Annotated in this window: 22 protein-coding genes and 1 pseudogene; 17 read left to right on the top strand and 6 right to left on the bottom strand. The window is 78.2% G+C overall.

The genetic code is table 11. The annotated features are described in order from the left end of the window. Window positions 1–7 precede the first annotated feature (7 nt). Both ITJ85_RS08660 and ITJ85_RS08655 read left to right on the top strand, forming a co-directional pair. Window positions 8–799 carry a DUF3891 family protein gene (locus ITJ85_RS08660; RefSeq protein ID WP_217912703.1) on the top strand — a complete coding sequence of 264 codons (792 nt, stop codon included), beginning with the start codon at window positions 8–10 and terminating at the stop codon, window positions 797–799. Next, window positions 796–1,974 (top strand): phosphopentomutase, encoded by a 1,179-nt coding sequence (locus ITJ85_RS08655; RefSeq protein ID WP_217912702.1) that lies wholly within the window; start codon window positions 796–798, stop codon window positions 1,972–1,974. Before ITJ85_RS08660 ends, ITJ85_RS08655 begins: the two co-directional genes overlap by 4 nt. On the opposite strand, the gene ITJ85_RS08650 is transcribed toward ITJ85_RS08655, so the two are convergent. Beyond that, on the bottom strand, window positions 1,955–2,170 hold the full coding sequence (locus ITJ85_RS08650; RefSeq protein ID WP_217912701.1) for a dodecin family protein: 216 nt from the start codon (window positions 2,168–2,170) through the stop codon (window positions 1,955–1,957). The two genes, ITJ85_RS08655 and ITJ85_RS08650, sit on opposite strands and share 20 nt — an antisense overlap. Window positions 2,171–2,259: 89 nt before the next feature. Next, window positions 2,260–3,042 (bottom strand): DUF429 domain-containing protein, encoded by a 783-nt coding sequence (locus ITJ85_RS08645; RefSeq protein WP_217912700.1) that lies wholly within the window; start codon window positions 3,040–3,042, stop codon window positions 2,260–2,262. A 101-nt stretch (window positions 3,043–3,143) separates the two neighbouring features. Here ITJ85_RS08645 and ITJ85_RS08640 point away from each other — a divergent pair, with 101 nt between their 5' ends. Continuing rightward, window positions 3,144–3,452 carry a hypothetical protein gene (locus ITJ85_RS08640; protein WP_217912699.1) on the top strand — a complete coding sequence of 103 codons (309 nt, stop codon included), beginning with the start codon at window positions 3,144–3,146 and terminating at the stop codon, window positions 3,450–3,452. Window positions 3,453–3,771: 319 nt separating this feature from the next. Here the strand turns inward: ITJ85_RS08640 and ITJ85_RS08635 are convergent, their stop codons facing one another. Beyond that, on the bottom strand, window positions 3,772–5,133 hold the full coding sequence (locus ITJ85_RS08635) for a PDZ domain-containing protein (RefSeq protein ID WP_217912698.1): 1,362 nt from the start codon (window positions 5,131–5,133) through the stop codon (window positions 3,772–3,774). 79 nt (window positions 5,134–5,212) lie between these two features. Here ITJ85_RS08635 and ITJ85_RS17630 point away from each other — a divergent pair. From ITJ85_RS17630 to ITJ85_RS08620, 5 genes and pseudogenes are all read left to right on the top strand, one after another. Next, a pseudogene (locus ITJ85_RS17630) lies at window positions 5,213–6,088 on the top strand (thymidine phosphorylase); the annotation flags it as partial. 95 nt (window positions 6,089–6,183) lie between these two features. Further along, on the top strand, window positions 6,184–6,534 hold the full coding sequence (locus tag ITJ85_RS17625) for a hypothetical protein (protein WP_425517109.1): 351 nt from the start codon (window positions 6,184–6,186) through the stop codon (window positions 6,532–6,534). Further along, complete coding sequence (mutM, locus tag ITJ85_RS17620; RefSeq protein WP_425517108.1) at window positions 6,527–7,372, top strand: bifunctional DNA-formamidopyrimidine glycosylase/DNA-(apurinic or apyrimidinic site) lyase; 846 nt, start codon at window positions 6,527–6,529, stop codon at window positions 7,370–7,372. The genes ITJ85_RS17625 and mutM overlap by 8 nt, the downstream gene beginning before the upstream one ends. Next, on the top strand, window positions 7,369–8,331 hold the full coding sequence (locus ITJ85_RS08625) for a P1 family peptidase (protein ID WP_217912696.1): 963 nt from the start codon (window positions 7,369–7,371) through the stop codon (window positions 8,329–8,331). The genes mutM and ITJ85_RS08625 overlap by 4 nt, the downstream gene beginning before the upstream one ends. Before the next feature lie 10 nt (window positions 8,332–8,341). Next, entirely contained in the window at window positions 8,342–8,770 is a 429-nt protein-coding gene (locus ITJ85_RS08620) for an ester cyclase (RefSeq protein WP_217912695.1), read from the top strand. A gap of 27 nt (window positions 8,771–8,797) precedes the next feature. Here ITJ85_RS08620 and ITJ85_RS08615 read toward each other — a convergent pair whose 3' ends face one another. Next, window positions 8,798–9,067 (bottom strand): glutaredoxin domain-containing protein, encoded by a 270-nt coding sequence (locus tag ITJ85_RS08615; protein ID WP_217912694.1) that lies wholly within the window; start codon window positions 9,065–9,067, stop codon window positions 8,798–8,800. A gap of 76 nt (window positions 9,068–9,143) precedes the next feature. Between ITJ85_RS08615 and recO the strand changes: the two genes are divergently transcribed. The 3 genes from recO (at window position 9,144) to ITJ85_RS08600 (ending at window position 12,524) form a co-directional block, all read left to right on the top strand. Then, on the top strand, window positions 9,144–9,878 hold the full coding sequence (gene recO / locus ITJ85_RS08610) for a DNA repair protein RecO (protein WP_217912693.1): 735 nt from the start codon (window positions 9,144–9,146) through the stop codon (window positions 9,876–9,878). Between the two features lie 223 nt (window positions 9,879–10,101). Further along, window positions 10,102–10,329 carry a hypothetical protein gene (locus tag ITJ85_RS08605; protein WP_217912692.1) on the top strand — a complete coding sequence of 76 codons (228 nt, stop codon included), beginning with the start codon at window positions 10,102–10,104 and terminating at the stop codon, window positions 10,327–10,329. Next, window positions 10,326–12,524, top strand: coding sequence for an MMPL family transporter (locus ITJ85_RS08600; RefSeq protein WP_217912691.1), 2,199 nt, complete (start codon window positions 10,326–10,328; stop codon window positions 12,522–12,524). Before ITJ85_RS08605 ends, ITJ85_RS08600 begins: the two co-directional genes overlap by 4 nt. Window positions 12,525–12,586: 62 nt before the next feature. Here the strand turns inward: ITJ85_RS08600 and ITJ85_RS08595 are convergent, their stop codons facing one another. Further along, a complete protein-coding gene (locus ITJ85_RS08595) occupies window positions 12,587–13,447 on the bottom strand; it encodes a class I SAM-dependent methyltransferase (RefSeq protein WP_217912690.1) in 861 nt (286 codons plus the stop codon). A 144-nt stretch (window positions 13,448–13,591) separates the two neighbouring features. On the opposite strand from ITJ85_RS08595, the gene ITJ85_RS08590 reads away from it, so the two are divergent. Together ITJ85_RS08590 and ITJ85_RS08585 are read left to right on the top strand one after the other, a co-directional pair. Further along, complete coding sequence (locus ITJ85_RS08590; protein WP_217912689.1) at window positions 13,592–16,915, top strand: ATP-binding protein; 3,324 nt, start codon at window positions 13,592–13,594, stop codon at window positions 16,913–16,915. After that, window positions 16,915–17,298, top strand: coding sequence for an SRPBCC family protein (locus ITJ85_RS08585; protein WP_217912688.1), 384 nt, complete (start codon window positions 16,915–16,917; stop codon window positions 17,296–17,298). Before ITJ85_RS08590 ends, ITJ85_RS08585 begins: the two co-directional genes overlap by 1 nt. A 4-nt stretch (window positions 17,299–17,302) precedes the next feature. Here ITJ85_RS08585 and ITJ85_RS08580 read toward each other — a convergent pair whose 3' ends face one another. Beyond that, window positions 17,303–19,591 carry a winged helix-turn-helix domain-containing protein gene (locus tag ITJ85_RS08580; protein ID WP_217912687.1) on the bottom strand — a complete coding sequence of 763 codons (2,289 nt, stop codon included), beginning with the start codon at window positions 19,589–19,591 and terminating at the stop codon, window positions 17,303–17,305. Window positions 19,592–19,682: 91 nt separating this feature from the next. Between ITJ85_RS08580 and ITJ85_RS08575 the strand changes: the two genes are divergently transcribed. The 4 genes from ITJ85_RS08575 to ITJ85_RS08560 are packed head-to-tail and all read left to right on the top strand — an operon-like array spanning window position 19,683 to window position 24,369. Beyond that, window positions 19,683–20,552, top strand: a complete 870-nt coding sequence (locus ITJ85_RS08575) for a glycine--tRNA ligase subunit alpha (RefSeq protein WP_246496226.1) — start codon at window positions 19,683–19,685, stop codon at window positions 20,550–20,552. Next, window positions 20,545–22,635, top strand: a complete 2,091-nt coding sequence (gene glyS / locus ITJ85_RS08570) for a glycine--tRNA ligase subunit beta (RefSeq protein WP_217912685.1) — start codon at window positions 20,545–20,547, stop codon at window positions 22,633–22,635. The genes ITJ85_RS08575 and glyS overlap by 8 nt, the downstream gene beginning before the upstream one ends. 13 nt (window positions 22,636–22,648) lie before the next feature. After that, complete coding sequence (locus ITJ85_RS08565) at window positions 22,649–23,383, top strand: hypothetical protein (RefSeq protein ID WP_217912684.1); 735 nt, start codon at window positions 22,649–22,651, stop codon at window positions 23,381–23,383. Then, window positions 23,380–24,369 carry a deoxyguanosinetriphosphate triphosphohydrolase gene (locus tag ITJ85_RS08560; protein WP_217912683.1) on the top strand — a complete coding sequence of 330 codons (990 nt, stop codon included), beginning with the start codon at window positions 23,380–23,382 and terminating at the stop codon, window positions 24,367–24,369. The genes ITJ85_RS08565 and ITJ85_RS08560 overlap by 4 nt, the downstream gene beginning before the upstream one ends. The last annotated feature ends 2 nt before the right edge of the window (window positions 24,370–24,371 follow it).

Here is a 24,371-nt window from a genome sequence, read left to right as displayed (position 1 = left end):
AGGGCACGTGATCGTCTCGCGCCGCCCGGAGGGGCTCGTGCTGGTGCGCCAGGTGGACCACCAGGAGCAGTGCGGCCTCATGGCCCGCGCCTGGGGCGGCGGCGGCTTCGCCCTGCCCGAGGGGGCGGAGGCGCTCGTGACGGCCGCGCGCCTGCACGACGAGGGCTGGCGCGAGTGGGAGGCCGCGCCGCGCGCCCGCGACGGCCGCCCGGTCGACTTCACGGAGATCGACCGCACGGAGCACGTCGCCCTCTACCGTCGCGGCATCGACGCCGTGCGCAGGCGCGACCCGCTCGCGGGGCTGCTCGTGAGCCTGCACGGCCAGGGGCTCTACGAGGCGCGGCGGGGCCTCGACCCCGGCGAGCCCACGCCGCGCGCCGAGCGGCCGCCCCACGTGCGCGCGTTCCTCGACGAGCAGGACCGTGTGCAGGACGAGCTGCGCGCGGCGATGGGCGACCGCGCGCCCTCGCCCGAGTGGGAGTGGGCCGCCTACCGGCTCCTGCAGGCGTGGGACGCGCTCAGCCTCTACCTCACCTGGCGGGCGCTGCCCGCCGGCCGGGCGGGGGACCTGCCGCGGGTGCCCCGCGCGGTCGGCGACCCGGGCGTCGACCTCGAGCTGCGGCCCGACGGCCCGGACGGGTGCACCATCCGGCCCTGGCCGTTCGGGAGCGACCGCGTGGCCCTGCCGGTGGCCGCGCGGGCGATCCCCGACCGACGCTACACCGACGACGACGACCTGCGGACCGCGTTCGCCGCGGCCGCGCCGTTCACCCTCGAGCTGAGTGCCAGGCCGGCGTGAGGGCGTTCGTGGTGGTCATCGACGGCCTGGGCGTGGGCGGGGCGCCGGACGCGGCGGCGTTCGGCGACGCCGGCGCCGACACGCTGGGCCACGCCGCCGCCGCGGTGGGCGGCATCCGCCTGCCGGTGCTGGAGGCGCTCGGCCTCGGCAACGCGGCCGTCGCCGCCGGCCTGCGCCCGTGTCCGCGCCCCGGCGCGGTGGCGGGTCGCCTCACCGAGCGCTCCGCGGCGACCGACAGCGCCACCGGCCACCGCGAGCTGATGGGGCTGGTCACCACCGCGCCGCCCCCGACCTACCCGGACGGCTTCCCGGACGACGTGATGGCCGCCGTCGACGCGGCCATGGGCGGGCGCGGCTGGCTCTGCAACGCGCCGGCGTCGGGCACGGAGGTCGTCGCGCGGCTGGGGCCGGAGCACCTGCGCACGGGCGCGCCGATCGTCTACACCTCGGCCGACTCGGTGCTCCAGATCGCCGCCCACGACGAGGTGCTGACGCCCGCGGAGCTGTACGCCGCCTGCGAGCGGGTGCGCGCCGTCATGACCGGCGAGCACGCCGTGGAGCGCGTCATCGCCCGGCCCTTCACCGGGGCGCCCGGCGCGTTCCGGCGCACGGCGGGGCGCCGCGACTTCGCCCTCCCGCCGGCGGGCCCCACGGCGCTCGACGCACTGGCGGCGGCCGGCGTGCCGGTCGTGGGCGTGGGCAAGGTCGGCCAGCTGGTGGCGGGCCGCGGGCTGTCGGAGGACCACCCCACCGGGAGCGACGCCGAGGGCGTCCGCCTGGTCGCCGGGCTGATGGGCTCCCTGGAGCGGGGGCTCGTGTTCGCGAACCTGCTCGAGCTCGACACGGGCTTCGGCCACCGACGCGACGCCGTCGGCTACGCGCGCGCCCTCGAGCGGCTCGACGGCCTGCTTGGGCGGCTGGTCGAGGCGGCGCGGCCCGGCGACCTGCTGATCGTGACCGCCGACCACGGCAACGACCCGGCCCACGCGGGCACCGACCACACCCGCGAGCAGGTGCCGTTGCTGGCCCGCGTCGCCGGCGCCGGCCACCCGCACGCGCCGCACCGGGGCGGCTTCGGCGACGTCGGCGCCACGGTGCTCGCCCGGTTCGGCGTCCGGGCGCCCGCCGGCCTGGCCGGGCGCCCGGTGCCGCTGCCTAGTCCTCCTGGTACTTGAACGACACCGACAGGCGGGTGCGGTACTGGTCCACGCTGCCGTCCTCGTTGATCGTGACGTCCTGCTTGACGACCTCGGCGACGCGCAGGTCGCGGAGGGTCTTGGACGCGGTCTTCACGGCCGCCGCGGTGGCGTCCTCCCACGACGACTCGCTGGTCCCCACGATCTCGATGACCTTGTAGACGCTGTTCCCCACGGGACGTCCTCCTCGAGCGATTGGCCTCAGGCGCCCCGCGAGGGGCTTCGTGCGGATTCTCACGAATGCGCGCGTCGCGGGCAACCCCGTCAGATGGCGACCGCGCCCTCGGCGCGAAGGCGCGCCAGGGTGGCCGCCAGGCGCGCCGCCAGGTTCGCGTCGGCGGGCAGGGCGACCTCGCCCCGCTCGGGCGTGCCGACCACCACGGCCGCCCCGCGCAGCAGGCGCAGGGCGGCGTACGCGCACAGGAGGGCGTCCAGGCGCGCCGCGTCCGCGATCGCCTCCCAGTCGTCGCCCGCGGCCCCCGGCGTCCACCCGCCCAGGTCCACGGCGCCGGCGATCAGCGCGTGGGCGGCCGGCATCCCGGCGCGCCGTGCCCGGCCGACGCCCTTCGGGCGGTAGGCGGGCGGGCGCACGCCGAGCCAGGCGGCCCGGTAGTCGGCGAGGGGGATGGGCGCCGCGCCGGGCGGGTGCTCGCGCTCCCATGCGAGCTGGCGCAGCACCGCGTCGGGCAGGGTCTCCACCACGCGCCTGCCGGGCCGCCGCAGGTCCGGCGCGAGCGCCGGCCCCCGCATACCGCCGTGCACCTGCGCCAGGCGCCGCCGCGAGACCGGGAAGGCCGGGACGTCGCACCAGGCGAGCACCGCCTCCGCGTCGCGACGACCCCGCTCCCCGGGCACCGCGAGCGGGGCGTCGACCACCAGCACGGCGGGCGCCGCGGCGTCGACGGCGCGCACGATCTCCGCGTCGTGCTGCAGCAGCTCGAGGCCCGTCAGGCGCCCCTCGGCGTCGAGCGTGGCGAGCGCGGAGCGCCGCGGCGAGCCCACCAGCTCGACGCCCTGGAGCAGGTGCAGGCCGGCCACGTCGCCCATCCCCGCAACGCTAGCGGCTGGACGACCGGGACCGGCGCGCACTACGCTCCGCCGATGCCCGAGCCCGCCCGCACCCCGCCTGCCACGCGCCGGAGCCGCGCGTGAGCACGATCCTGCTGCTCCTCATCGCGCTGCTCGCCCCATGGGTGGTGCACCTCGCCGCCCCGCGGCAGCGGGCGCTCGCCCTCGTCGGCGTGATCGCGGTCTTCCTGCTCTACGGCATCTTCGCCGAGAACCCGCTGGTGCGGTGGGAGTTCTGGGCCGGGCTGGCGGCCGGCGTGGTGACGGTGCTGGTGCTCGCCGGCGGGGGCGGCGGCGCCATGCGCGGACGCTCGCGGCGGCCGCCGCGGCCGCGCCACGGCGACCCGCTCGACGACGGCGGGGGCAACGAGCCGACCGGCGAGATCTGACCAGGGCCGGCCGTCCGCGCCCGGCGCCGGCGGCACTCGCGGCCGCGACGGCGGAGGCGCGCGACCGGCGTGCCCGGGTGCCGGCGCCCCGGAGCCCGAGCGCCCGGCGCCGAGACGCGCTCGGCCGCTCGCCGAGCCCGAGCGCCCGACCGCGTCTCGCCGTCACACACGCGCGCGGGGGCTCGGGGCGCGCGCATCCCGATCGTTCCGGACGGGCCGGGGCAGGCCCGCCGCGCCCGCTCGAGCAACGCGGGTGGCGCGTGCCGCCACCTGCGCTGCGGATGCCGCCGCTCGACGGCGGACGGCGCGGGCCGCCGGGCTACGGGTCGGTCGGGTCCAGGTGCTCGGTGGTGAGGCGGGCCGCCCGCTCGGCGTCCTCCAGCAGCAGCAGGCCCCGGCGCAGCATCCTGACGCCCTGCGCCTTCTGGCCGTCGGCCAGCAGCGCCATCCCCAGCGGCAGGAACGCGTCGGCGTAGCGGTTGTCGAGGCGGACGGCCCGCGAGGCGGCGGCCACGGCGTCGGGGACGCGGTCCTCGCGCAGCAGTGCGTAGGCCTCGAAGCCCGCCGCCGCGGCGTCGGCCGGGTCGAGGCGCCCGGCGGCGGCGAACGCGATACGCGACGGCCGGTCCTTCTTCAGCGACGAGAGGGCCACGCCGCGCCCGAACTCGGCGGCGGCCAGTCGCGGGTCCTTCTTGCGCGCGCGGTTGTAGGCCCCGAGCGCCTGCTTCCAGCGCTCGCGGGCGGCCTCGATCTCGCCCTGCACGAGCTGGCCGGGGGCGCTGGTGCGCCAGCTGCGGGGCCAGGCGGCCACCAGCCGGGCGGCCGGCGCGTGCTTCCCCGCCTCGACCATCTGGCGGGCACGCGCGACCGCGTAGGCGACGGTGCGCGGCTCGCGCCGCACGGCCACCGTCAGCGCACGCGCGTAGTCGGGGGCCTGCTCCCAGTCGGGCTTGGGCGTCAGGGTGGCCGTGCGCTCGGCGCCGCCGCGCACGAACGCAACGGCGACCTCCTTCCCGGCGGGAAGCGCCCGCAGGGCCGCCGACCACGCGCCCGGCGAGCCGACCGGCGCGCCGTTCAGCGAGGTCACGACGTCGCCGCGCCGGATGCCGGCCGCGGCCACGGCGCCCTTCGGGGCCACGACGGCCACGAGCTGGCCGTCGGCGGTCGTGCCGGCCTGGCGGCGGAACGCCCGCCACAGCGGGATCGTGTAGGCGTCGAACTGGCCGCGCGGCGCGGTGAGCCGCAGCCGGACGGTCGCCTGCAGGGCGCGCGACAGGCGCCCCTGCTCGTCGCTCGCCTGCACCCGCACGCGGTAGGCCCCCCGGAGCAGCTGATAGCCCTGCTGGTCGATGGCGTCGATGCGCAGGTAGGAGCGCCCCGCCCTGCGGTCCTCCGTGTCGGCGATCGTGCGCACGACCCGGTCGCCCTTCACGGCGGAGATCTGGATCGACAGCCGCGCCGGGGTGGCCAGCCGCACGCCGACCAGCAGCCGCGCGTGCCCCTGCTGGGCCGTCACGACCTTCGGTACCCGCAGCGAGGCGATGGCGGGGGCGGCGTCGGGCGCGGGCGTCGCGGGCGTCGGCGCGGGGGTGGCGGGCGGCGCCGGCGCCTGGGCGAGCGCGGTCCCGGCCCCGAGGGCCCCGGCCACCAGCAGGGCGGCCGCGGTGGAGGTCCTGAGCACGGGGGGACCCTAGCAGCGCCCGCCCGGCCGGACGCGGGCGACGGGTCGCCGATCCCGCTCGCCGAGTAGCATCCGGCGGGTGGCCGCCGCTCCCCTCGCCCCAGTGGAGGTGCTCGAGCGCAGCCGTCGGGGCGACCCCGTGGACGCCGGCAGCGTCGAGGCGTTCGTGCGGTCCTGGCTCGACGGCGGCGCCGACGACGCCCTCATGTCCGCCTGGTGCATGGCCGCGTGCCTGCGCGGGCTGGCCCGCGAGCAGGTCGAGGCGCTCACCCGGGTGCTGATCGCCTCCGGCGACCGGCTGGAGCTCGCGGCGCTCGGCCCGACAGGCGACAGCCACTCGACGGGCGGCGTGGGCGACACCACCACCCTCGTGGCCGCCCCGCTGGCGGCCGCGCTCGGCGTCCGGGTGGCGAAGATGAGCGGGCGCGGCCTCGCCCACACCGGCGGCACGGTCGACAAGCTGGAGTCCATCCCGGGCTTCGAGGCCGACCTCCCCCTCGAGCGCTTCGTGCGCCAGGTGCGCGACGTCGGCGTCGCCGTCATCTCCCAGACCGGGCGCCTGACGCCCGGCGACCGGCGCCTCTACGCGCTGCGCGACCGCACCGGCACCGTTCCCGCGGCCGGGCTCATCGCCGCGTCGGTCATGAGCAAGAAGCTCGCGGGCGGCGCCGGGGCGGTGCACCTCGACGTCAAGGCCGGCGACGGCGCCTTCTTCGCCACGCCCGCCGAGGCGCGCGAGGCCGCCGCGCTGATGGCCTGGCTGGCCGAGCCGTGGGGCCGGGCGGTGCGCTGGGCGGTCACCGACATGGAGCAGCCGCTCGGGCGCGCGGTCGGCAACGCGATGGAGGTGCGCGAGGCGGGCGAGGCCCTGCGCGGCGGCGGCCCCGCCGACCTCCGCGAGCTGGCGGTGCGGGTGGCCGGCGACCTCGCCGAGGCCGCCGGGGTCGCGGAGCGGGGCCGCGGCGCGCGGCCGCCGCCGCGGCCCTCGACGACGGCTCCGCCCTGGCGGCCGCGGAGCGGTGGGTCGAGGCGCAGGGCGGCGAGCCGTCGGTGTGGACCGACCCCGCCGCGCTGCCGCTGGCGCCGCTGCGGGTGGAGGTGCAGGCGCCGCGCGGGGGCTGGGTGCACGCCGTGCGCGCCCGCGCGGTGGGCGAGGCGGCGCGCTGGCTGGGCGCGGGGCGCCTGCACGCGATGCAGTCGATCGACCCCGTGGCCGGCGTCGAGGTGCTCGCGCGGGTCGGCGACCGGGTCGAGGAGGGGCAGCCGCTGGCGCTCGTGCACGCCCGCGACGACTGGGCCGGCGCGCGGGGCCGCGAGATGGTGCTCCAGGCGATCGCCATCGGCGACGACGAGGCCGCGCCCCGGTCGCTGGTGCTCGACGAGGGGGGCGGCGGTGCCTGAGCTCCCCGAGGTCGAGACCATCCGCGCCCAGCTCGCCGACCGGGTGCCCGGGCGGGTCATCGAGCGGGTCGAGGTGCACGACGCCAAGCTCGTCGAGCCCGCCCCGCCCGAGGCGTTCGCCGACGCCGTCGCCGGCCGGCGCATCGGGTCGGTCGGCCGGCGCGGCAAGTACCTGCTCCTGGAGCTCGGCGGCGACGAGACGCTCGCGATCCACCTGCGCATGACCGGCCGGCTGCACTGGCGCGCGCCCGGCGACGAGGGCGACGAGCGCTTCCTGCGCGCCCGCTTCCACCTCGACGACGGCAGCACGATCACCTTCGGCGACATGCGCCGCTTCGGCCGCGCGTGGCTGGTCGACGGCCCGCCGGCCAAGCGCGAGGCCTACTGGCGCGCGCGCGTCGGCATCGAGCCGCTGTCGCCCCGCTTCACCGCGCGCGTGCTCGCGGAGCTGCTGGCGGGCCGGCGGGGGCCGATCAAGCCGACGCTCCTCAACCAGGCGCTCGTCGCGGGGCTCGGCAACATGTACGTCGACGAGGCCCTGTTCCAGGCGCGCGTCCATCCGCTGCGGCCCGCCGGCGACCTCGACGAGGCCGAGACGCGGCGCCTGCACCGCGCGATCCGCGACCGACTGGCGGTGGCCGTCGCCGCGGGCGGCGCCTCCATCGACTCCTACCGCGACGGCCTGGGCGAGAAGGGCTCGATGCAGGACCTCCTGCGGGTGCACCTGCACCGCGGCGAGCCCTGCCCGCGCTGCGGCACCACCATCGTCAAGACGAAGGTCGCCCAGCGCGGCACGTACTGGTGCCCGCGCTGCCAGCCGGAGCCGTCGCCGTGGTGAGCGAGGTCGAGGGCGTGGCGGTGGGCCACTGGACCGACGCCGGGGCCGCCACCGGCTGCACCGTCGTCATCCCGCCGCCCGGCACGGTCGGCGCCGTGGAGGTGCGCGGCGGCGGCCCGGCCACCCGCGACGTGGCCATCCTCGAGTCGCCCTCCTCGTCCGCGGCGGTCTCGGCCCTGGTGTTCTCCGGCGGCAGCGCGTTCGGCCTCGACGTGGCCGGCGGGGTCGCCCGCTGGTGTGAGGAGCGGGGCCTCGGCCACGACACCGGCGCGGCCCGCGTGCCCATCGTGCCGACGGCATGCATCTATGACCTCGGCATCTCGGGCAATACGCGTCGACCGGGCGCCGACGAGGGGTATGCGGCCTGCGAGGCGGCCCGCCCGGGGCCGCACGCGGTGGGCAGCGTCGGCGCCGGCGCCGGCGCCACCTGCGGCAAGCTGCTCGCCCAGGCGGGCTGGTGCAAGGGCGGCCTGGGCGCCGGCGCCCGGCGGCTGCACGACGGCGCGACGGTGGCCGCCCTGGTCGTGGTCAACGCCTGGGGCGACGTGCTCGACGAGCGCGGCGAGGTGCTGGCCGGGGCCTGGCAGGACGGCCGCGGCTTCGTGCGCGCCGCCGACCGGGTGATCGACTCGCCGCCCGTCCATCCGCGCCTCGCCGCGGGCGCCAACACCACGCTGGCGTGCGTGGTCACCGACGCGCGGCTCACCCGCGCCGAGGCCACGGGCGTCGTGCGCATGGCGCACACCGGCATGGCGCGGGCGGTGTCGCCGGCCCACACGGTGCTCGACGGCGACGTGGCGTTCTGCCTCGCCACCGGCGCGCGCGCGGCGAGCGCGTTCGCCTGCGGCGTCGCCGCCGCCGAGGCGGTGGCCGACGCGATCCGCGACGCCGTGCGCAGCGCGACGTCGCTGCGCGGCGTGCCGACCGGCGCCGACCGCCGGGCGGCCGGGCTGGGGTAGGGTGGCCCCGATGGACGCCGAGGCGATGAAGCGGTTCGCGGTGGAGCGGGTCCAGGCGCTCTTCAACCGGGGCGAGCTCGACCGGATCGAGGAGTTCGTGACCGAGGACTTCGTCAACCACGAGGCGTGGCCGGGCGAGGACCCCGGGTACGAGGGCTTCCGGCTGCGGATGCGGCGCCTGCACGAGGGGATCTCCGACTTGCACATGGAGATCCACGAGGTCGTGGCGGGGGACGACCTGGTGGCCTACCGGGCCACCCTCTCGGGCCGCCACGACGGCGAGCTGCTCGGCATGCCGCCCACCGGGCGCGAGTTCCGCGTCCAGCACATGCACATGCTGCGCATGCGCGACGGGCGCGCCTGCGAGCACTGGGCGACGCGGGACGACCTCGGGATGCTCCAGCAGCTCGGGATCATCCCGGGCCCCTCGCCCGCCTGAGCCCCGGCGCGGCGCCGGGGCGGCCGCTCAGGCGGCCAGGCCCAGCAGCGCGTCCAGCTCCCCGGCGTCGTCGAGCGCCTTGATGTCGTCGTAGCCGCCGACGGGGCGGTCGTCGATCAGGATCTGCGGCACCGTGTAGCGGCCGGTCAACTCCACGAGCGCCTGCCGCGCGCTGAAGTCGGTGCGGGGGATGTAGATCTCGTCGTACTCGACGCCCTTGCGCGAGAGCAGGGCCTTCGCACGGGTGCAGAAGCCGCACCCGTCGCTGGTGTACACGCGGACTGTGGGTCGATTCATGCGAAAAGCGTAGCGTCGGTGTCGAGCGCGACGCCCGTCCGAGGCACCCCGCCGGGGGGCGCGTCATCATGGCGGGGTGGGGACGTACGACACCGAGGCCATCGTCCTGCGGAGCATCCGCTACTCCGAGGCCGACGCCGTCCTCGCGCTCTCCACGCGGGCCCGCGGCCGCGTCTCGGCCATCGCCAAGGGCGCCCGCCGCACGAGCTCCCGCCTGGGCGGCCGCCTGCAGCCGGGCGTGCGGGCCCTCGTGACCGTCCACGAGGGGCGTGGGGACCTCGGCACCATCCGCAGCGCCGCCGTCCTCGACGCGCACGCCGGCCTGTGGGTGGCCGGCCACCGGCTGCAGTCGGCCGGCTGCGTCCTCGAGACGGTGATGAAGGTGATGCCGGAGGGCGAGCCCTCCGAGGAGGCATGGAACCTGCTCGTGCGCGCGCTCGGCCTGCTGGCCCGCGCGCCCGCGCCGCCGGGGCCGGCCCGCCTCGACCCCCTCGTGCTCGGCGTGCAGGCCAAGCTCCTGGTCGTCAGCGGCCTGCTCCCCGTGCTGACCGCCTGCGCCCGCTGCGGCGCCGGGCCGCCGCTGCCCGCCTTCTCGGCCGCCGCAGGCGGCACCGTCTGCGCCGCCTGCGGGGCGGGGGCCGACCCGGTCGAGCCCGCCGCCCTCGCGGCCTTCGCCGGCCTCGTCGGGCGCCCCCTGGCCGAGGCGCCCGAGGCCGTCCCGCCCCCGGCCGCCGCGGGCGTGGAGCGCCTCGTCGGCCTCGTGCTGCGCGAGCACCTCGGGGTCCGCCTGCGCTCGGCGGCCCCCCTCTAGCCCCGTCCATCGCCGACGGTCCGCGCACGGTCCGCACGCGCCTGCCGTCGTGCGCCAATTGGCGCACGGCGCTCGCGCCAATTGGCGCGCCCCCGTCCGGCGCGCGCCCCGGTGGCACCCCGGCGGGGATTCACCCGGGTGATCCGGGAGGCGGGGTGATGACGGGTCACCCCGGGCGGCGCGAGCGTGGCGGCATCCCGCAGGAGCCGAGCCCGAGGGGGACGTGGCCGCCACCTTCCGCATAATCGTCCGTGGACGCCTGAGCGAGCGGTTCTGCCGCGGGCTCGCCGGCGGCGTCCGCCGCCGCGTCGAGGACGACCGGACCGTCATCGAGGGCGTCCCCGGCGGCCGGCCGGTCGCCGAGGTGCTCGCCGCGCTCGGCAACCTGGGCGTCGAGGTGGTCGAGGTCCGGGATCCTGCGCCGTCGTCCAGCAGTGAGGAGATGAGATGACATCGATCGCCGCCCTCGCCGCACGCCGGCCCTGGCGCATCATCGCGGTGGCGCTCGCGGTGTTCGCCGTGGCGCTCGTCGTGGGCGGGCCGCTGACCGGCAACCTGACCAGCGCGGGCTTCGAGGACCCGGACGCAGAGTTCGTCGCGGCCCGCGACGCGCTCGTGGAGGCCACGGGCGCCAACCCCAACCCGGGCCTGATCGCGATCGTCGATTCCGACGGCGCGGTCCGCTCGCCGGAGGGCCGCGCGGTCGTCGCGCGGGTGGCCCGCACGATCGCCGCCGACCGCGACGTGGCCGGCGTGGTCACCGCGTTCAACGGCGGCGGCGACGCGCTCGTCTCGAACGACGGCCGGGCGTCGTACGTGGCGGTGACCTTCGGCGACATCGGCGACGACGCCGCGGAGGACGCCGCGGGCCGCATCGAGGACGCCCTGGCCGGCGAGCCCGGCGTCTCGCTGGGCGGCGCCGTGATGGTCGGCAAGCAGGCCGGCTCGATCATCGGCGAGGACCTCGCCTCCGCGGAGATGCTCGCCTTCCCGATCATCTTCCTGCTGTCGCTGTGGGTCTTCCGCGGCCTCGTGGCCGCGCTGCTGCCCTCGCTGATGGGCGGCCTGGTCATCTTCGGCTCGTTCCTGGCGATCGGGCTGTTCAACGAGGCGATGACGCTCTCGGTCTACGCGCTCAACCTCGCCATCGGCCTGAGCCTGGGCCTCGCGATCGACTACAGCCTGCTGATCATCTCCCGCTACCGCGAGGAGCTGGGCGTCCACGGCCCCGGCCGCGACGCGCTGGCGCGCACGATGCGCACGGCCGGCAAGAGCGTGCTGTTCAGCGCCGTGACGGTCGCCGCCGCCCTCGCGGGACTGATGGTGTTCCCCCAGCGCTTCCTGTTCTCCATGGGCATCGCGGGCGTCATGGTGGCGACGATCGCGGCCGGGGTGGCGCTGCTCGTCCTGCCGGCCGTGCTCGCCCTGCTCGGCGGCCGGGTCAACGCCCTGGCGCCGCGCGCATGGCGCCGCCGCAGCGAGCAGGCCCACCAGGCCGCCACCTCCGGCTTCTGGTACCGGCTCTCGCACGCCGTCATGCGCCGCCCGGCGATCGTGGCGAGCGTCACCGCGATCGCCCTCGTGGTGGTCGCCCTGCCGGCCGCCGGCATCAGCTTCACCTCGGTCGACGCGAGCGTGCTGCCGGGGAGCGCGAGCGCGCGGCAGGTGGCGGACCGCCTCGACACCGAGTTCCCGCAGGACCGCAGCACGCCGGTCTACCTGGTGCTCGCCGCGCCCCCGGGCGAGGCGACCGCCGCCGAGCTCGGCGCCTACGCCGAGCGCCTCGGCGCGCTGCCGGGCGCGGCCGGCGCGACGCCGCCGCAGCAGGTCGCGGGCGGCGCCTGGCGCATCGACGTCTTCCCGGCCGAGTCGGGCCTCGCCGAGTCGAGCCAGCGCCTCGTGCGCGAGGTCCGCGCGGCGGACGCGCCCTACCCGGCGCTGGTGGGCGGCCTGTCGGCGAGCTTCGTCGACCAGAAGGACAGCATCGCCGCCCACCTGCCGTGGGCGGTCGGGCTCATCGCGATCACGACGATCGTGGCCCTGTTCCTGATGACCGGCTCGGTGCTGCTGCCGCTGAAGGCCGTGCTGATGAACCTGCTGACCCTCGGCGCGACGCTCGGCATCCTGGTGTGGGTGTTCCAGGACGGCCGGCTGGAGGGGCTGCTCGACTACCGCAGCGCGGGCGCGATCGACCTGACGCAGCCGATCCTGCTCGGCGCCATGGCGTTCGGCCTGTCCACCGACTACGCCGTGTTCCTGCTGTCGCGCATCAAGGAGGCCCACGACGCGGGCGCCGGCACGTCCGACGCCGTGGCCCTGGGGCTGCAGCGCACGGGGCGCATCGTCACGGCCGCGGCGCTGCTGTTCGCCATCGCCATCGGCGCGTTCGCCACGTCGCGGATCACGCTCATCAAGGAGCTCGGAGTGGGCACGGCCCTGGCCGTGCTGATCGACGCGACGATCATCCGGGCGCTGCTCGTGCCGTCGCTGATGGCGCTGCTCGGCCGGTGGAACTGGTGGGCGCCCGGGCCGCTGCGCCGCCTGCACGACCGCATCGGCCTGAGCGAGCACGCGGCCGGAGCGGCTCCGGCGGCACCCGCGGACGCGGGGCCGGGGCGGGCCGACTCGGCCGGCTCGACGGCCTAGCCGCCGGTCGCCGAGGGGGTGGGGGGAGGGGCCCGGCGATGCCGGGCCCCTCGTCGTCCCGCCTACCGGGTGCCCGCCGCGACGATCATCTCGCAGGGGCCCACGAAGCCCTCGGGTCCCTCGAACGCCGCGAGCGCCTCGCCCACCTCGTCCCAGGCGGCCTCGCGCGCGGCCTCGTCGAGGCCGGCGAGCATCTGGTGGAGGGCGCCGAACGACTCCCGCTCGAACCGCAGGCACTCCTGCGCCGAGGCCATGCGCACGGGGGAGGGGACGACACGGGTGCGGACCTCCCGGAAGCCGGCGGAGGCGAGCGCCTTCTCGACCACCCCGGGCGCCCCGAGGCTGAAGGGGCCCGGCTGGCCCGGCAGCGGCGCCGGGAGCTGGGCGCGCCGCCGGATGACGCCGACCGGCATCGAGAAGAAGCCGTTGCGCTCGGGGGGTCCGTAGACGATCACCGCGACCGTGCCGCCCGGCCGGAGCGCCCGGCGGATGCCGGCGAGCGCGGCCGCCTGATCGGGGAAGTAGATGAGGCCGACGCGCGAGATGGCGGCGTCGAACGAGGCCTGCTCCACCGCGGAGAGGTCCTCGCCGTCCATCACCGCGGTCTCCACGTTGGCCAGGCCGGCGGCCCGGGCCGACGCGGCCGCGTGCTCGAGGATGTTCCCCGAGATGTCGGTCGCGAGCACGCGGCCGGTGGGCCCCACGCGGCGCGCGGCCACCAGGCTCTGGCCGCCCGCCCCGGCGGCGACGTCGAGCACGCGGTCGCCGGGGCCGACCTCGGCCATGTCCAGCATCACCTCCGTCGCCTCGCCGAGCCACCGCTCGATCGCGGGGCCCCAGCGGTGCCACGCGTCGGCCGCCTCCTGCCACTGCTCGCGGGTCGTGGCCTTGACCGCCACGGGGTCGAACGTCGTCGTCGTCATCGCGCCACCTCCGGCTGCGGGATCACCTGTGGGGGCACCGTCGCGGCCGAGCGTCATCGCAGCGTGAGCCGCAGCGTCAAAGCGCGCGCCGTCCGACCCGCGGGCGCGTTGACGGCGGCCGGGCGCGGGGCGGACGATCGGCCGGTGCTGCGCGCGCGCCTCTTCGACGGGCTCCGGATCGAGATCGACGGACGCCCCGTGCCCCGGATCGCCTCGGCGCGTGCCCGATCCCTGCTCGCCTTCCTGTTGCTCCACCCCGGCCCGCACCCCCGCCTGCGCCTGGCCGGGCGCTTCTGGCCGGACGTCATGGACGCGAGCGCCCTCGCCTCGCTGCGCGGCGCCCTCTGGGTGCTCCGGCGGGCGCTCGACGAGGCCGGCGGCGGCGCCTATCTTGTGACCGACCGGCGCACGGCCGGCATCGCCGCCGACCGCCCGCGCGAGGTCGACGCCGAGCGCTTCGCCGTCCTCGCGGCGTCGGACGACATCGGCGCGCTGGAGCAGGCCGCCGCGCTCGCCACCGGCCCGCTCCTGGCCGACCTGACCGACGAGTGGGCGCTCGCCGCGCAGGACGAGGCGCGCGAGCGCCTGGTCGCGGTGCTCGAGCGTCTGGGCGACGCCGCCGAGCGCGCCGGCGACCTGCCGGCGGCGGCCGGCTGGGCGCGGCGCGCGCTCGCCCACGACCGGCTGCGCGAGAGCGCCCACCGCGCCCTCATCCGGCGCCTGGCGCTGCAGGGGCGCCGGGAGGGCGCGCTCGCCGCCTACCGCCGCTGCCGTGCGGCGCTCGCCGCCGAGCTGGGCGTGGCGCCCACGGCCGAGACGCGGGCGCTCGCCGCCGGCCTGGAGGCGCCCGACGAGGGGCGCCCGTTCGCGCGCGCCGCGGCCCGCGCGCCGGCCCCGGCGCTCGTCGGCCGGGACGCGGAGCTGTCGCTGCTGCGCCGCGCCTGGGACGGGGCGCGGGCCGGCCGCGGCGGCGTCGCGGTGCTGAGCGGCGACGCGGGCATCGGCAAGACGCGCCTGGCGGAGGAGCTGATCGCGTACGCCGTCGCGTCCGGCGCGCGCCAGGCGGCGGGTGCAGGACTCGAGCTCGAGGGGGCGCCGCCGTTCGCCGCCTGGTCCGAGGCGCTCGCCGGCCTGGTCGCCGCCGCGCCCGATCCGCCCGCCGGCGCCGCCTGGGCCGCGGAGCTCGCCCGCCTGTCGCCGGCGATCGAGACCGCCTGGGGCCGCCGCCCGCCGCCGCCCGCCGCGTCGCCGGACGTGGAGCGGGCCCGGCTGTTCGAGGCGGTGGTCGCGCTGGTGGGGTGGGTGGCCCGGGACGCGCCGCTGCTCCTCGTGCTGGAGGACATGCACCTCGGCGACGCGGCCGGGCTCGCGCTGCTCGCGTACCTCGGGCGGCGGCTACCGGAGATGGACGCGCTGCTGCTCGTCACGCGCCGGGCGGCGGTGGTGAACGGCGAGCTGGAGCTGGCGCTCGAGGGGCTGCGCCGGCGCGGCGCGCTGCGGGCCGAGCTCGCCCTGGGCCCGCTGCGGGCGGACGACGTGCGCCGGGTGGTCGCGGCCGCGGCCCCGGGGCTCGGCGCCGAGGCGCGCGAGCGGGCGGTCGGCCTCGCCGAGGGCAACCCGCTGCTGGCCGCCGCATCCGCCCGTTCGCTGCTGGAGGGCGACGACCCCGCGGAGGGTCTGCGCGCCACGGTCCGCGGGCCGCTCGCGCGGCTGCCGGTGGCGGCGCGCCTGGTCGTCGACCTGCTGGTCGTCGCCGCCCGGCCGCTCGACGCGGCCGAGCTCGCCCTGCCGGTGGGCGCCGAGGCGCTCCCGGAGGCGATCGCGGCCGGCGTCGGCGCGGGCCTGTTGCACGCGAGGGCCGACGGCCGGACGGCCGTCCGCCACGCGCTCCTGCGCGGGGCGTGCGCGGCCGAGCTGCCGCCCGGGCGGCGCGCCTGGGTCCACGGCGCCCTGGCCGCCGCCCTCGCGGCGCGCCCCCGGTCCGCCGCCGCTGAGGTCGCGCGCCACCTGCGCGGCGCGGGCGACGCGCAGGGCGCCCGGGACCGGCTGGCCGCCGCGGCGGCCGAGGCGCGCTCGCTCGGCGCCCTCGACGAGGCCTCCGCCTACCTCAGGGAGGCCCTCGGCCTGGACGAGGCCGGCCCGGCCCCCGCGGACCTGTGGATGGAGCTGGCGGCGGCCGAGGCGTGGCGGGGCCGGCGGGAGGCCTCGGCGGCGGCCTTCGCCGGCGCCGAGCGGGCGATCGCGGCCGCGCGCGAGCCCCGCGCGCTGGCGGCCGCGCTCGTGGCCCGGGGCGGCTGGCTGCGGACGACGCTCTGCGTGCCCGGCGAGGCCCTCGAGGCGTACGGCCGGGCGCTGGGCGTCATCGCCGAGGCGGACCTCGACGCCCCCGAGCTGACGGCCCTGGCGCTGGCGGGCTCGGCCTGGTCGGAGGCGGTCGCCGGCGACCCGGAGCGAGTCGAGGGCCTCGTGGCGGCTGCCGCGGCGGTGCCCGAGACGGCCGGCGACCGCGTCCTGGCGGCCGAGCTGGCACTGGCGCGCGCGGCGGGGCTGGCACGGCGCGGGCGCATGGAGGAGGCGGAGCGGCGCTACCGCGAGGCTGCCGCCCTCGCGCGGCGGGCCGGCCGCGGCGACATCGCGCACGTCGCGTGGGCCAACGCGGCGTCCGCCGCCGCCTGCCGCGGGGCGTTCGCCCGGGCCCTGGAGCTGACGGAGGGGGTGCCCGGCGACGGCGCCCGCGACGCCGGCCCGGTGCTCGCCGGCTTCATCGAGGCGGCCCGCGCCCACGCCCTCGCCCGCCTCGGGCGCCACGCCGAGGCGGCCGCCGCCGCCGAGGCCGCCGCCGCGCTGGCCGTGCGGTCCGGCGACCCGGCGCGGGAGGCCGGCGCCGAGCTCGATCGCGGCATCGTCGCGCTGGCCGGCGGCCGCCCCGCGGCGGCGGTCCGCCGCCTGCGGGCCGCCCTCGACGGCCCGGGCCGGGCCGTGCCGCGGCCGCTCGCGCGGCTGCTGCTGGCCGAGGCGCGCCTGGACGCCGAGGGGCCGGCCGCGGCGCAGGAGGAGCTCGCCAGGGTGCCGTTCGAGCCGGTGGGCGCGGCCGACCTGCCCGACACGCTCGTGGCGCGCATGGCGCGCCTGCAGGGCCGCGTGGCCTGGGCGCGGGGCGACGCCGCGCTCGCCCTACGGCGCCTCGACGAGGCGGAGCGGGTCTGGCGACGCAGGCTGGGCGACGCGGGGCGCGGGGACCTCTTCGCCGCGAGCCTCGTGGACCTCGGCCGCCCGCCGGTCGCCGGGCTCGTCGAGCCGGGGGTCGAGCTGGGGCGGACGCTGGCCGACCGGGCCGAGGTCCTGCGCGCGGCCGGCCGTGGCGACGAGGCGCGCGCGGCCGTCGCCGAGGCGCGCGCGCTGGCCGACCAGGCGCAGTTCGACGGCTACCGCGACCGGCTCGCCGGGCCGCTCGGGGTGGGCGGCTGATGCCGGCCTTCACCGAGGAGCTGCGCTGCGCCGCGCCGGCGGAGGAGGTCTGGAAGCTCCTGTACGACCCCTGGCGCTACCCGGAATGGTGGACGGGCACCGACGCGGTGACCGGCGGGGAGGGCGGGGTCGCCCGCCACTCCGGCGGCAGCGTGTGGCCGACGGCCGTCGAGGCCGGCCGGGTCGGCGAGCAGGTGGTGATCTCCTGCGTCCTCACCGACATCGTCTTCCGCTGGACGCTGGCGCCCGACGCCGGCGGGTGCCGCGTGCGGCTGGAGGTCGCGATCCCCGATCGCGAGGCCGCCCGCCTGGGCATGCAGGAGACGGCCATGCGCGACGCCATCGTCCGCCTGGCGCGCGCGGCCGAGCGCGCCGTCGCCTGAGGGGTCAGCGCCCGCGGGCGTCCGGCGCCAGCGGGCGGGGCAGGATGCCCCGCTCCCTGGCGCGGGCCACCGCCTCGTCACGGGTGGCGGCCCCCAGCTTGCGGTAGATCGACCGGATCTGCGTCTTGACCGTGTTGTGCGAGACGTAGAGCTCGGCGGCGATCTCGCGCAGCGACGCCGAGCCGGTCAGGTGGCGCAGCACGGCGAGCTCCCGCTCGGTGAGCGGGCCGGCCGCGGCGGGGCCGCCCGCGGCGGGCCCGGGCCGGCCGGCGCCCGCCTCCCCGAGACGCGCCTCGAGGCGCTCGAGGATCGCGGTGAGGTACACCGCGCCCCGGGCGGGCGCCAGCAGCCGGCGACCCTCGGCGGCCGCCGCGCGGGCCGCGTCGCGGTCGCCCGCGACCAGGAGCACGGACCCCCGCTTGAGGACCGAGTACGCGGTCTCGGTCACCGAGCGCCCGCGCCGGGCCAGGGCCACGGAGCGCTCGGCGAGCGCCAGGGCCTCGTCGATCTCGCCGCGCCCGGCGAGGATGCGGGCGAGGGTCGCGTGCGCCCCGGCGGCGTGGGGGTACTCGGCGTGGCGCTCGGCCGCCGCCAGCTCGATCGCCTCGCGCGCGCGGCGCTCCGCGAGCGCCAGGTCGCCGCGCTCCAGGGCCTGCCCGGCCAGGTGGCCCAGGGCCACGACGCACGGCGGCCACGCGTTGCCGTCGTGCGCGGCGGCGACGGCCTCCTCCAGCACGTCGCGGGCCTCGTCGAGTTCGTTCACGGCCTGCAGCGCGATGCCGAGCGCCAGGCAGGTGATCGCGCGCCACCAGGTGCCCCGCGAGGCGTCGAGGCGGTGGGCGACGCGCCCCTGCGCGACGGCCTCCGGCTCCTCGCCGTTCAGCAGGTGCACCAGCGACCGGCAGGCCGCCACGCCCGCCGCCACCAGCGCGGGGTCGCCGGGCGCGCCCGGCGCGGCCGCCGCCCGCTCGGCCGCGTCGACCCAGGGCGCGGCATCGTCGGCCCGGCCGAGGTTGATCTGGATCAGCGCCTGCGCCAGGCACAGGCGCGGGTCGCGCTCGGCCCGGCCGGGCGGGAGCAGGCCGAGCCAGCGCTGCGTGGTCACGGTCCAGCCGCTCGAGTGGTAGTCGGCCCAGTGCTCCGCGATCAGGTCGGCCGCGCGCTCGATCTCGCCGGCCGCGGCGAGGTGCTCGATGGCCTGATCGACCTCGCCCTCGGCGAGGTGCCAGCCGGCGGCGCGCCGGTGCAGCTCCGCCACCTCCGCGGGCGCCGTCAGCGCCAGCTCGTGGCGCAGCAGCTCGCGGAACAGGTGGTGGTAGCGGTACCAGCCGCGGCGGCTGTCGAGCGGGACGAGGAACAGGTTGGAGGCCTCGAGCTCGGCGAGCGTCCCCGCCGCGCCGGCCGTGCCGGTCACCGCGTCGCACAGCGGCGCCGTGAGGCGCTCGAGCACGGAGGTGCGCAGCAGGAAGGCGCGCCGGTCGGCCGGCAGCGCGCCGAGCACCTCCTCGGCGAGGTAGTCGACCACCAGGCGGTCGTCGCCCGCGAACTCGCCGATGAAGGCGTCGGCGTCGTCGCGGCCGCGGAGCGAGAGGCCGGCGAGGTAGAGGCCGGCCGCCCAGCCCTCCGTACGCGCGCGAAGCCGCTCGACCTGCCCGGGGGCCAGGCGCAGGCCGACGCCGTCGTTGAGCAGCGCGCCCGCCTCGGCCTCGCTGAAGCGCAGCTCGTCCGGGCGGATCTCGGCGAGGTCGCCGCGGGCCCGCAGCCGCGGCAGGCCGATCGGCGGGTCCGCCCGCGAGGCGATCACCACCCGCAGCGACGCGGGCAGGCGCTCGACCAGGAAGGCGACGGCCTCGTGGATGGCGCGCGCGGACACGCAGTGGAAGTCGTCGAGCGCGAGCACGGCCCGTCGCTCGAGCGCGGCGACGGCGTTGAGCAGCGACGAGAGCCCCGCGCCGAGCGTCTCGCCGCCGCCGGCCAGCGCACCCGCGGTGGCGTCGTCGACCGGCACGCCCGCCCGCCGCAGGGCCTCGGTCACGTAGCCCCAGAAGCGCGCCGGGTCGTCGTCGGACGGGTCGAGCGCCACCCAGGCGGCCGGGTGGCCGCGCTCGGCCAGCCACTCGCCGACGAGCGTCGACTTGCCCCAGCCGGCCCCCGCGCCGACCAGCGTCAGCCGGTGCCGCTCGACCGCCTCGTCGAGGCGCGCGAGCAGGCCGGGTCGCGCCACGAGCCCGGGCCGGCGGTCGGGCGGGCGCAGCTTCGTCTCGATGAGCGGCGGCGCCGCGAACGTGCCCACGGCAGGGATTCAGGCGGGCCGGACCGCGCGGGTCAAGTCGCCCACCGGACGGCGCCGATGGGCCCGCCGCCGCCGGGTAGACTCCCCCGACGTGGCGGGGGCCAGCTTCCAGGACGTGATCGCGCGACTCTCCGGCTATTGGGCCGAGCAGGGGTGCCTGGTCACCACGCCGTACCACACCGAGGTCGGCGCGGGCACGTTCAACCCGGCGACGCTGCTGCGCAGCCTGGGCCCGGACCCCTGGCGCGTCGCCTACGTGGAGCCGTCCATCCGGCCCACCGACGGCCGCTACGGCGAGAACCCCTTCCGCCTGCAGCACTACTTCCAGTACCAGGTGATCCTCAAGCCGTCGCCCGACGACGTGCAGGAACTGTACCTGGGCTCCCTGCGGGCGCTCGGCATCCGGCCGGAGGAGCACGACATCCGGTTCGTCGAGGACGACTGGGAGGGGCCGACGCTCGGCGCCTGGGGGCTCGGCTGGGAGGTCTGGATGGACGGGATGGAGATCACCCAGTTCACCTACTTCCAGCAGGCCGGCGGCATCGACCTGACGCCCATCTCGGTCGAGCTGACCTACGGGCTCGAGCGCATCGCCATGTACCTGCAGGAGGTCCGCTCGGTCTACGACCTCGAGTGGGGCCACGGCGTCACCTACGGCGACATCTACCAGCGCAACGAGGCGCAGTGGAGCCGCTACAACTTCGAGGTCGCCGACACCGCGACGCTGTTCGAGGCGTTCGCCCGTCACGAGGCCGAGTGCGGACGCTGCCTGGAGGAGGGCCTCGTGCTGCCGGCCTACGACCAGGTGCTGAAGTGCAGCCACGCCTTCAACCTGCTCGACGCCCGCGGGGTGATCAGCGTCACCGAGCGCGGCGCGTACATCTGGCGCGTGCGCGCGCTGGCCGCGCGCTGCGCCCGCGCCTACCTGGAGCTGACGGCGGGGGAGCCGGCCGATGCCTGACCTGCTCCTCGAGGTGGGCTGCGAGGAGCTGCCCTCCAGCGCCTGCCGCGAGATCGCCGAGCAGGCGCCCGGGCTGACCGCGGCCGCGCTCGCGGCGCTCGGGCTGGGCGAGGCGGCCGTCGAGGTGCACGTCGCCCCGCGGCGCTTCGCCGTGATCGCCGCCGGCCTGCCCGCCGAGCAGCCGGCGAGCTCGCGCACGGTGCGCGGCCCTGCCGCGTCGGCCGCCTTCGGGCCCGACGGCGCGCCCACGAAGGCCGCCGAGGGCTTCGCCCGGGGGCAGGGCGTGGCGGTGTCCGACCTGGTGGTGCGCGAGGACGGCGGGCGCGAGTTCGTCGTCGCCGAGATCGCCGAGCCGGCCCGGCCGCTGGCCGACCTGGTGCCCGGCATCGCCGCCCGCCTGGTCGACGGCCTGCGCTTCTCGAAGACGATGCGCTGGGGCGCCGGCACCGGCCTGCGCTTCTCGCGCCCGGTGCGCTGGATCGTGGCGAAGGTCGACGAGCGGACCGTGCCCTTCGAGCTCCACGGCCTGACGGCCGGCGAGGTCAGCATGGGGCACCGCTTCCTGGGCGGCCCGGTCACGATCGGCGCGGCGGGCGACTACGCGGCCGCGCTGCGCGAGGCGGCCGTCATCCCCGGTCACGCCGCCCGGCGGGAGGCCATCGTGGAGGGGCTCGACGCCGCCGCGGCCGCGGTGGGCGGCTCGTGGAGCGACCCCGGCGGCAAGCTCGACGAGGTGGTCTTCCTCGTGGAGTGGCCCAGCGTCGTGACCGGCGCCTTCGACGAGCGCCACCTGCGCCTCCCCGCCCGGGTGCTCGTGACGGCGATGCAGAGCCATCAGCGCTACTTCCCGCTCGAGGACGGCGGCGGCGCCCTGCTGCCGGCCTTCCTGGCGGTCTCGAACGGCGACCCGCGCCACGCGGAGACGATCACCCGCGGCAACGAGGGCGTGCTCGACGCGCGCCTGCAGGACGCAGAGTTCTCGTTCGACAAGGACCTGGAGGCCGGGCTGGAGGCGCTCGACGCGCGCCTCGACGCGATCGTCTTCCACACGCGGCTCGGCTCCATGGCCGACAAGCGCGACCGCCTCGTGGCCGGGGCCGGCCGGCTCGCCGACCTCCTGGGGGCGGACGCGGCGACCCGCGGGCACGCGGTCGAGGCCGCCCGCCTGGCGAAGGCCGACCAGGGCGCGGTGCTGGTGGCGGAGTTCTCGGAGCTCGAGGGCTACGTGGCCGCCGAGTACGCCCGGCGCGCGGGCGTGGCGGGCGAGGTGGCGACCGCCGTGGAGGAGCAGTACCTGCCGGAGGGCGCCGACTCGCCGCTGCCCTCCACGCCCGCCGCGGCGATCGTGGCCGCCGCGGAGAAGATCGACAACCTCGTCGGCGCGTTCGCCGCCGACGAGGCGCCGACCGGCTCGAAGGACCCGTACGGCCTGCGCCGGGCCGCGCTCGGGCTGGTGCGGATCGCGCTCGACCGCGGCTGGGACGCCCCGCTGCGCGAGCTCGTGGAGGGGGCCTACGACGCGTTCGCCGGCCAGGGCGCCGACCTGGTCCTGTCGCGCGAGGCGACGGCCGACGCGGTCGATGCCTTCCTCGCCGACCGCGTCGTCTACGTGCTCGGGCTGGAGGGGGTCGGCCCGGAGGCCGCGACCGCCGCGCTCGGCGCCGGCCTCGGCGGCCTCACGGCCACGGCGGCGTGGGCGCGGGCGATCCAGGCGGCCCGCCACGAGGCGGACTTCCAGGCCGTCTGGACGGCCAGCACGCGCCTCGCCCGCCTCGCCCGCAAGGGGCCGCCCGAGGACGCGCCGGTCGCCGACGGCGACGACCCGGGCGAGGCCGCGCTGCGCGAGGTCGCCGACGCCGCCCTGCCGCGCATCGAGGCCGCGCGCGAGGCGCGCGACTTCGCGGGGGCGCTGGCGCCGGCCGTCGGGCTCGCCGAGGCCGTCGACCGCTTCTTCACCGACGTGCTCGTCAACGCGGACGACCCCGGGGTGCGGGCCCGCCGCTACGGGCTCGTGCGCGGCGCCGCCGGGGTGCTGGCGCGGATCGCCGACTTCGAGCGGATCACCGAGGGCGGCGCCCGGTGAGCGCCTGAGCGGCATGGCCGCCTCCGACCGCCACTACGAGCTCGCCAGCCTGGCCGACCTCGTCCAGCTGATCGCCGAGGGCTGGCGGGTCACCCGCCTCCACTACGCCGACCGCACCGACCCCGCCGGCCCGCCCGCGGCGCTGTTCGCGCTGGCGCGCGCGGGGGAGGCGCGCGGGGTGTACGTGCCCGACGATGGGCGCGCGCTGTCGCACCGCACGCTGGTGGAGATCTTCCGCGAGACCCCCGGCGTGTGGAAGCACCGCTCGCCGCAGGCGGCGCCCGCGCCGGAGGTCCCGGCCGGCGAGCCGCCCGAGGCGTGGGGCGAGGTGCCGGAGCCGTTCCCGCAGGCGCTCGACCTGGTGCCGTCCTCGTTGCGCGAGGTGGTCCCCGTCAACCAGATCCAGTCGGTCGAGGGCCTCGACATCGCGATGGTGGCGCTCGAGCGCCACGACGCCGGCGCCCGCCTGCGCTACATGTGCCACGCCTCGGACGCCCGCACCCGCACCGCGATGTGCGTGCTCGACGTCGCCGTGGTGGACGACGCCGGGCGCCGCTACCGGGTGGCACCGACGGAAGGCCGGCCGGAGGGCAACCGCCTGGAGGGCGCGCTCGTGGTGGCCCCGGCGATCCCCGAGGACGTGCGCCGGCTGACGGTGACGGTCGGCACGGTGGAGGCCGACGCCGACCGCGGGCGGCGCGCCTCCGGCCCGTGGGTCTTCCCGATCCCGCTCCTGCCGGCGGTGTGAGCGCGGACCGGGTCTGGGCCCGCGAGCCGCCGCTCGGCCCCCGCGCGGCCCGGGCGGAGGCGGCCACGCGGGCGGCGCGCGAGGAGCCCTGCCGCTACCGCACCGCCTTCCAGCGCGACCGCGACCGGATCATCCACTCGACCTCGTTCCGCCGGCTCAAGCACAAGACGCAGGTCTTCGTCGCGCCGGCGGGCGACCACTACCGCACCCGCCTCACGCACACGCTGGAGGTCTCGGCCGTCTCGCGCACCGTCGCGCGCGCGCTCGAGCTCAACGAGGACCTGGTCGAGGCGATCGCCATGGGGCACGACCTGGGCCACGCGCCGTTCGGCCACGCGGGCGAGGCGGCCCTCGACGCCCTCCTGCGCGAGCGCCACGGGCGGCGCTTCCGGCACAACGTCCAGAGCCTGCGCGTCGTCGACGTGCTCGAGCGCGGCGGGCGCGGGCTCAACCTGACCGACGAGGTGCGCGACGGCATCCTCCACCACACCGGGCCGGGGCGGCCGGCCACCCTCGAGGGCCAGGTGGTGCGCCTGATGGACCGGGTCGCCTACGTCAACCACGACATCGACGACGCCCTGCGCGCCGGGGTGGTGGCGCCGGGGGCGCTGCCCGCCGACGAGGTCGCGATCCTTGGCGCGACCACGTCGGAGCGGCTCACGACCCTCGTGGCCGACGTCATCGAGGCCAGCCGCGACGCCGACGAGATCCGCCAGTCGCCGGACATCGGCGCGGCGTTCCTGCGGCTGCGCAGGTTCATGTTCGAGCGCGTCTACCTGGCGCCGCCGGCGAGCGTCGAGGCCGACCGTGCCGGCAACGTCGTGCGCGGCCTGGTCGACTGGTACGAGACCCACCCCGAGGAGCTCCCGCCGGCCGCCGAGGCCGACCCCGTGACCCGGGTGACGGACCACGTGGCCGGCATGACGGACCGCTACGCGCTGCGGCGCTTCCTCGACGCGTTCGTGCCGCGCGAGGGGCCGCTGTAGGG

The sequence above is a fragment of the Miltoncostaea marina genome (genome assembly GCF_018141525.1).
Taxonomy (GTDB): Bacteria; Actinomycetota; Thermoleophilia; order Miltoncostaeales; family Miltoncostaeaceae; genus Miltoncostaea; species Miltoncostaea marina.
The sequence above is the reverse complement of the archived record's forward strand: the minus strand, read 5'-3'. Positions and strand labels throughout refer to the sequence as shown.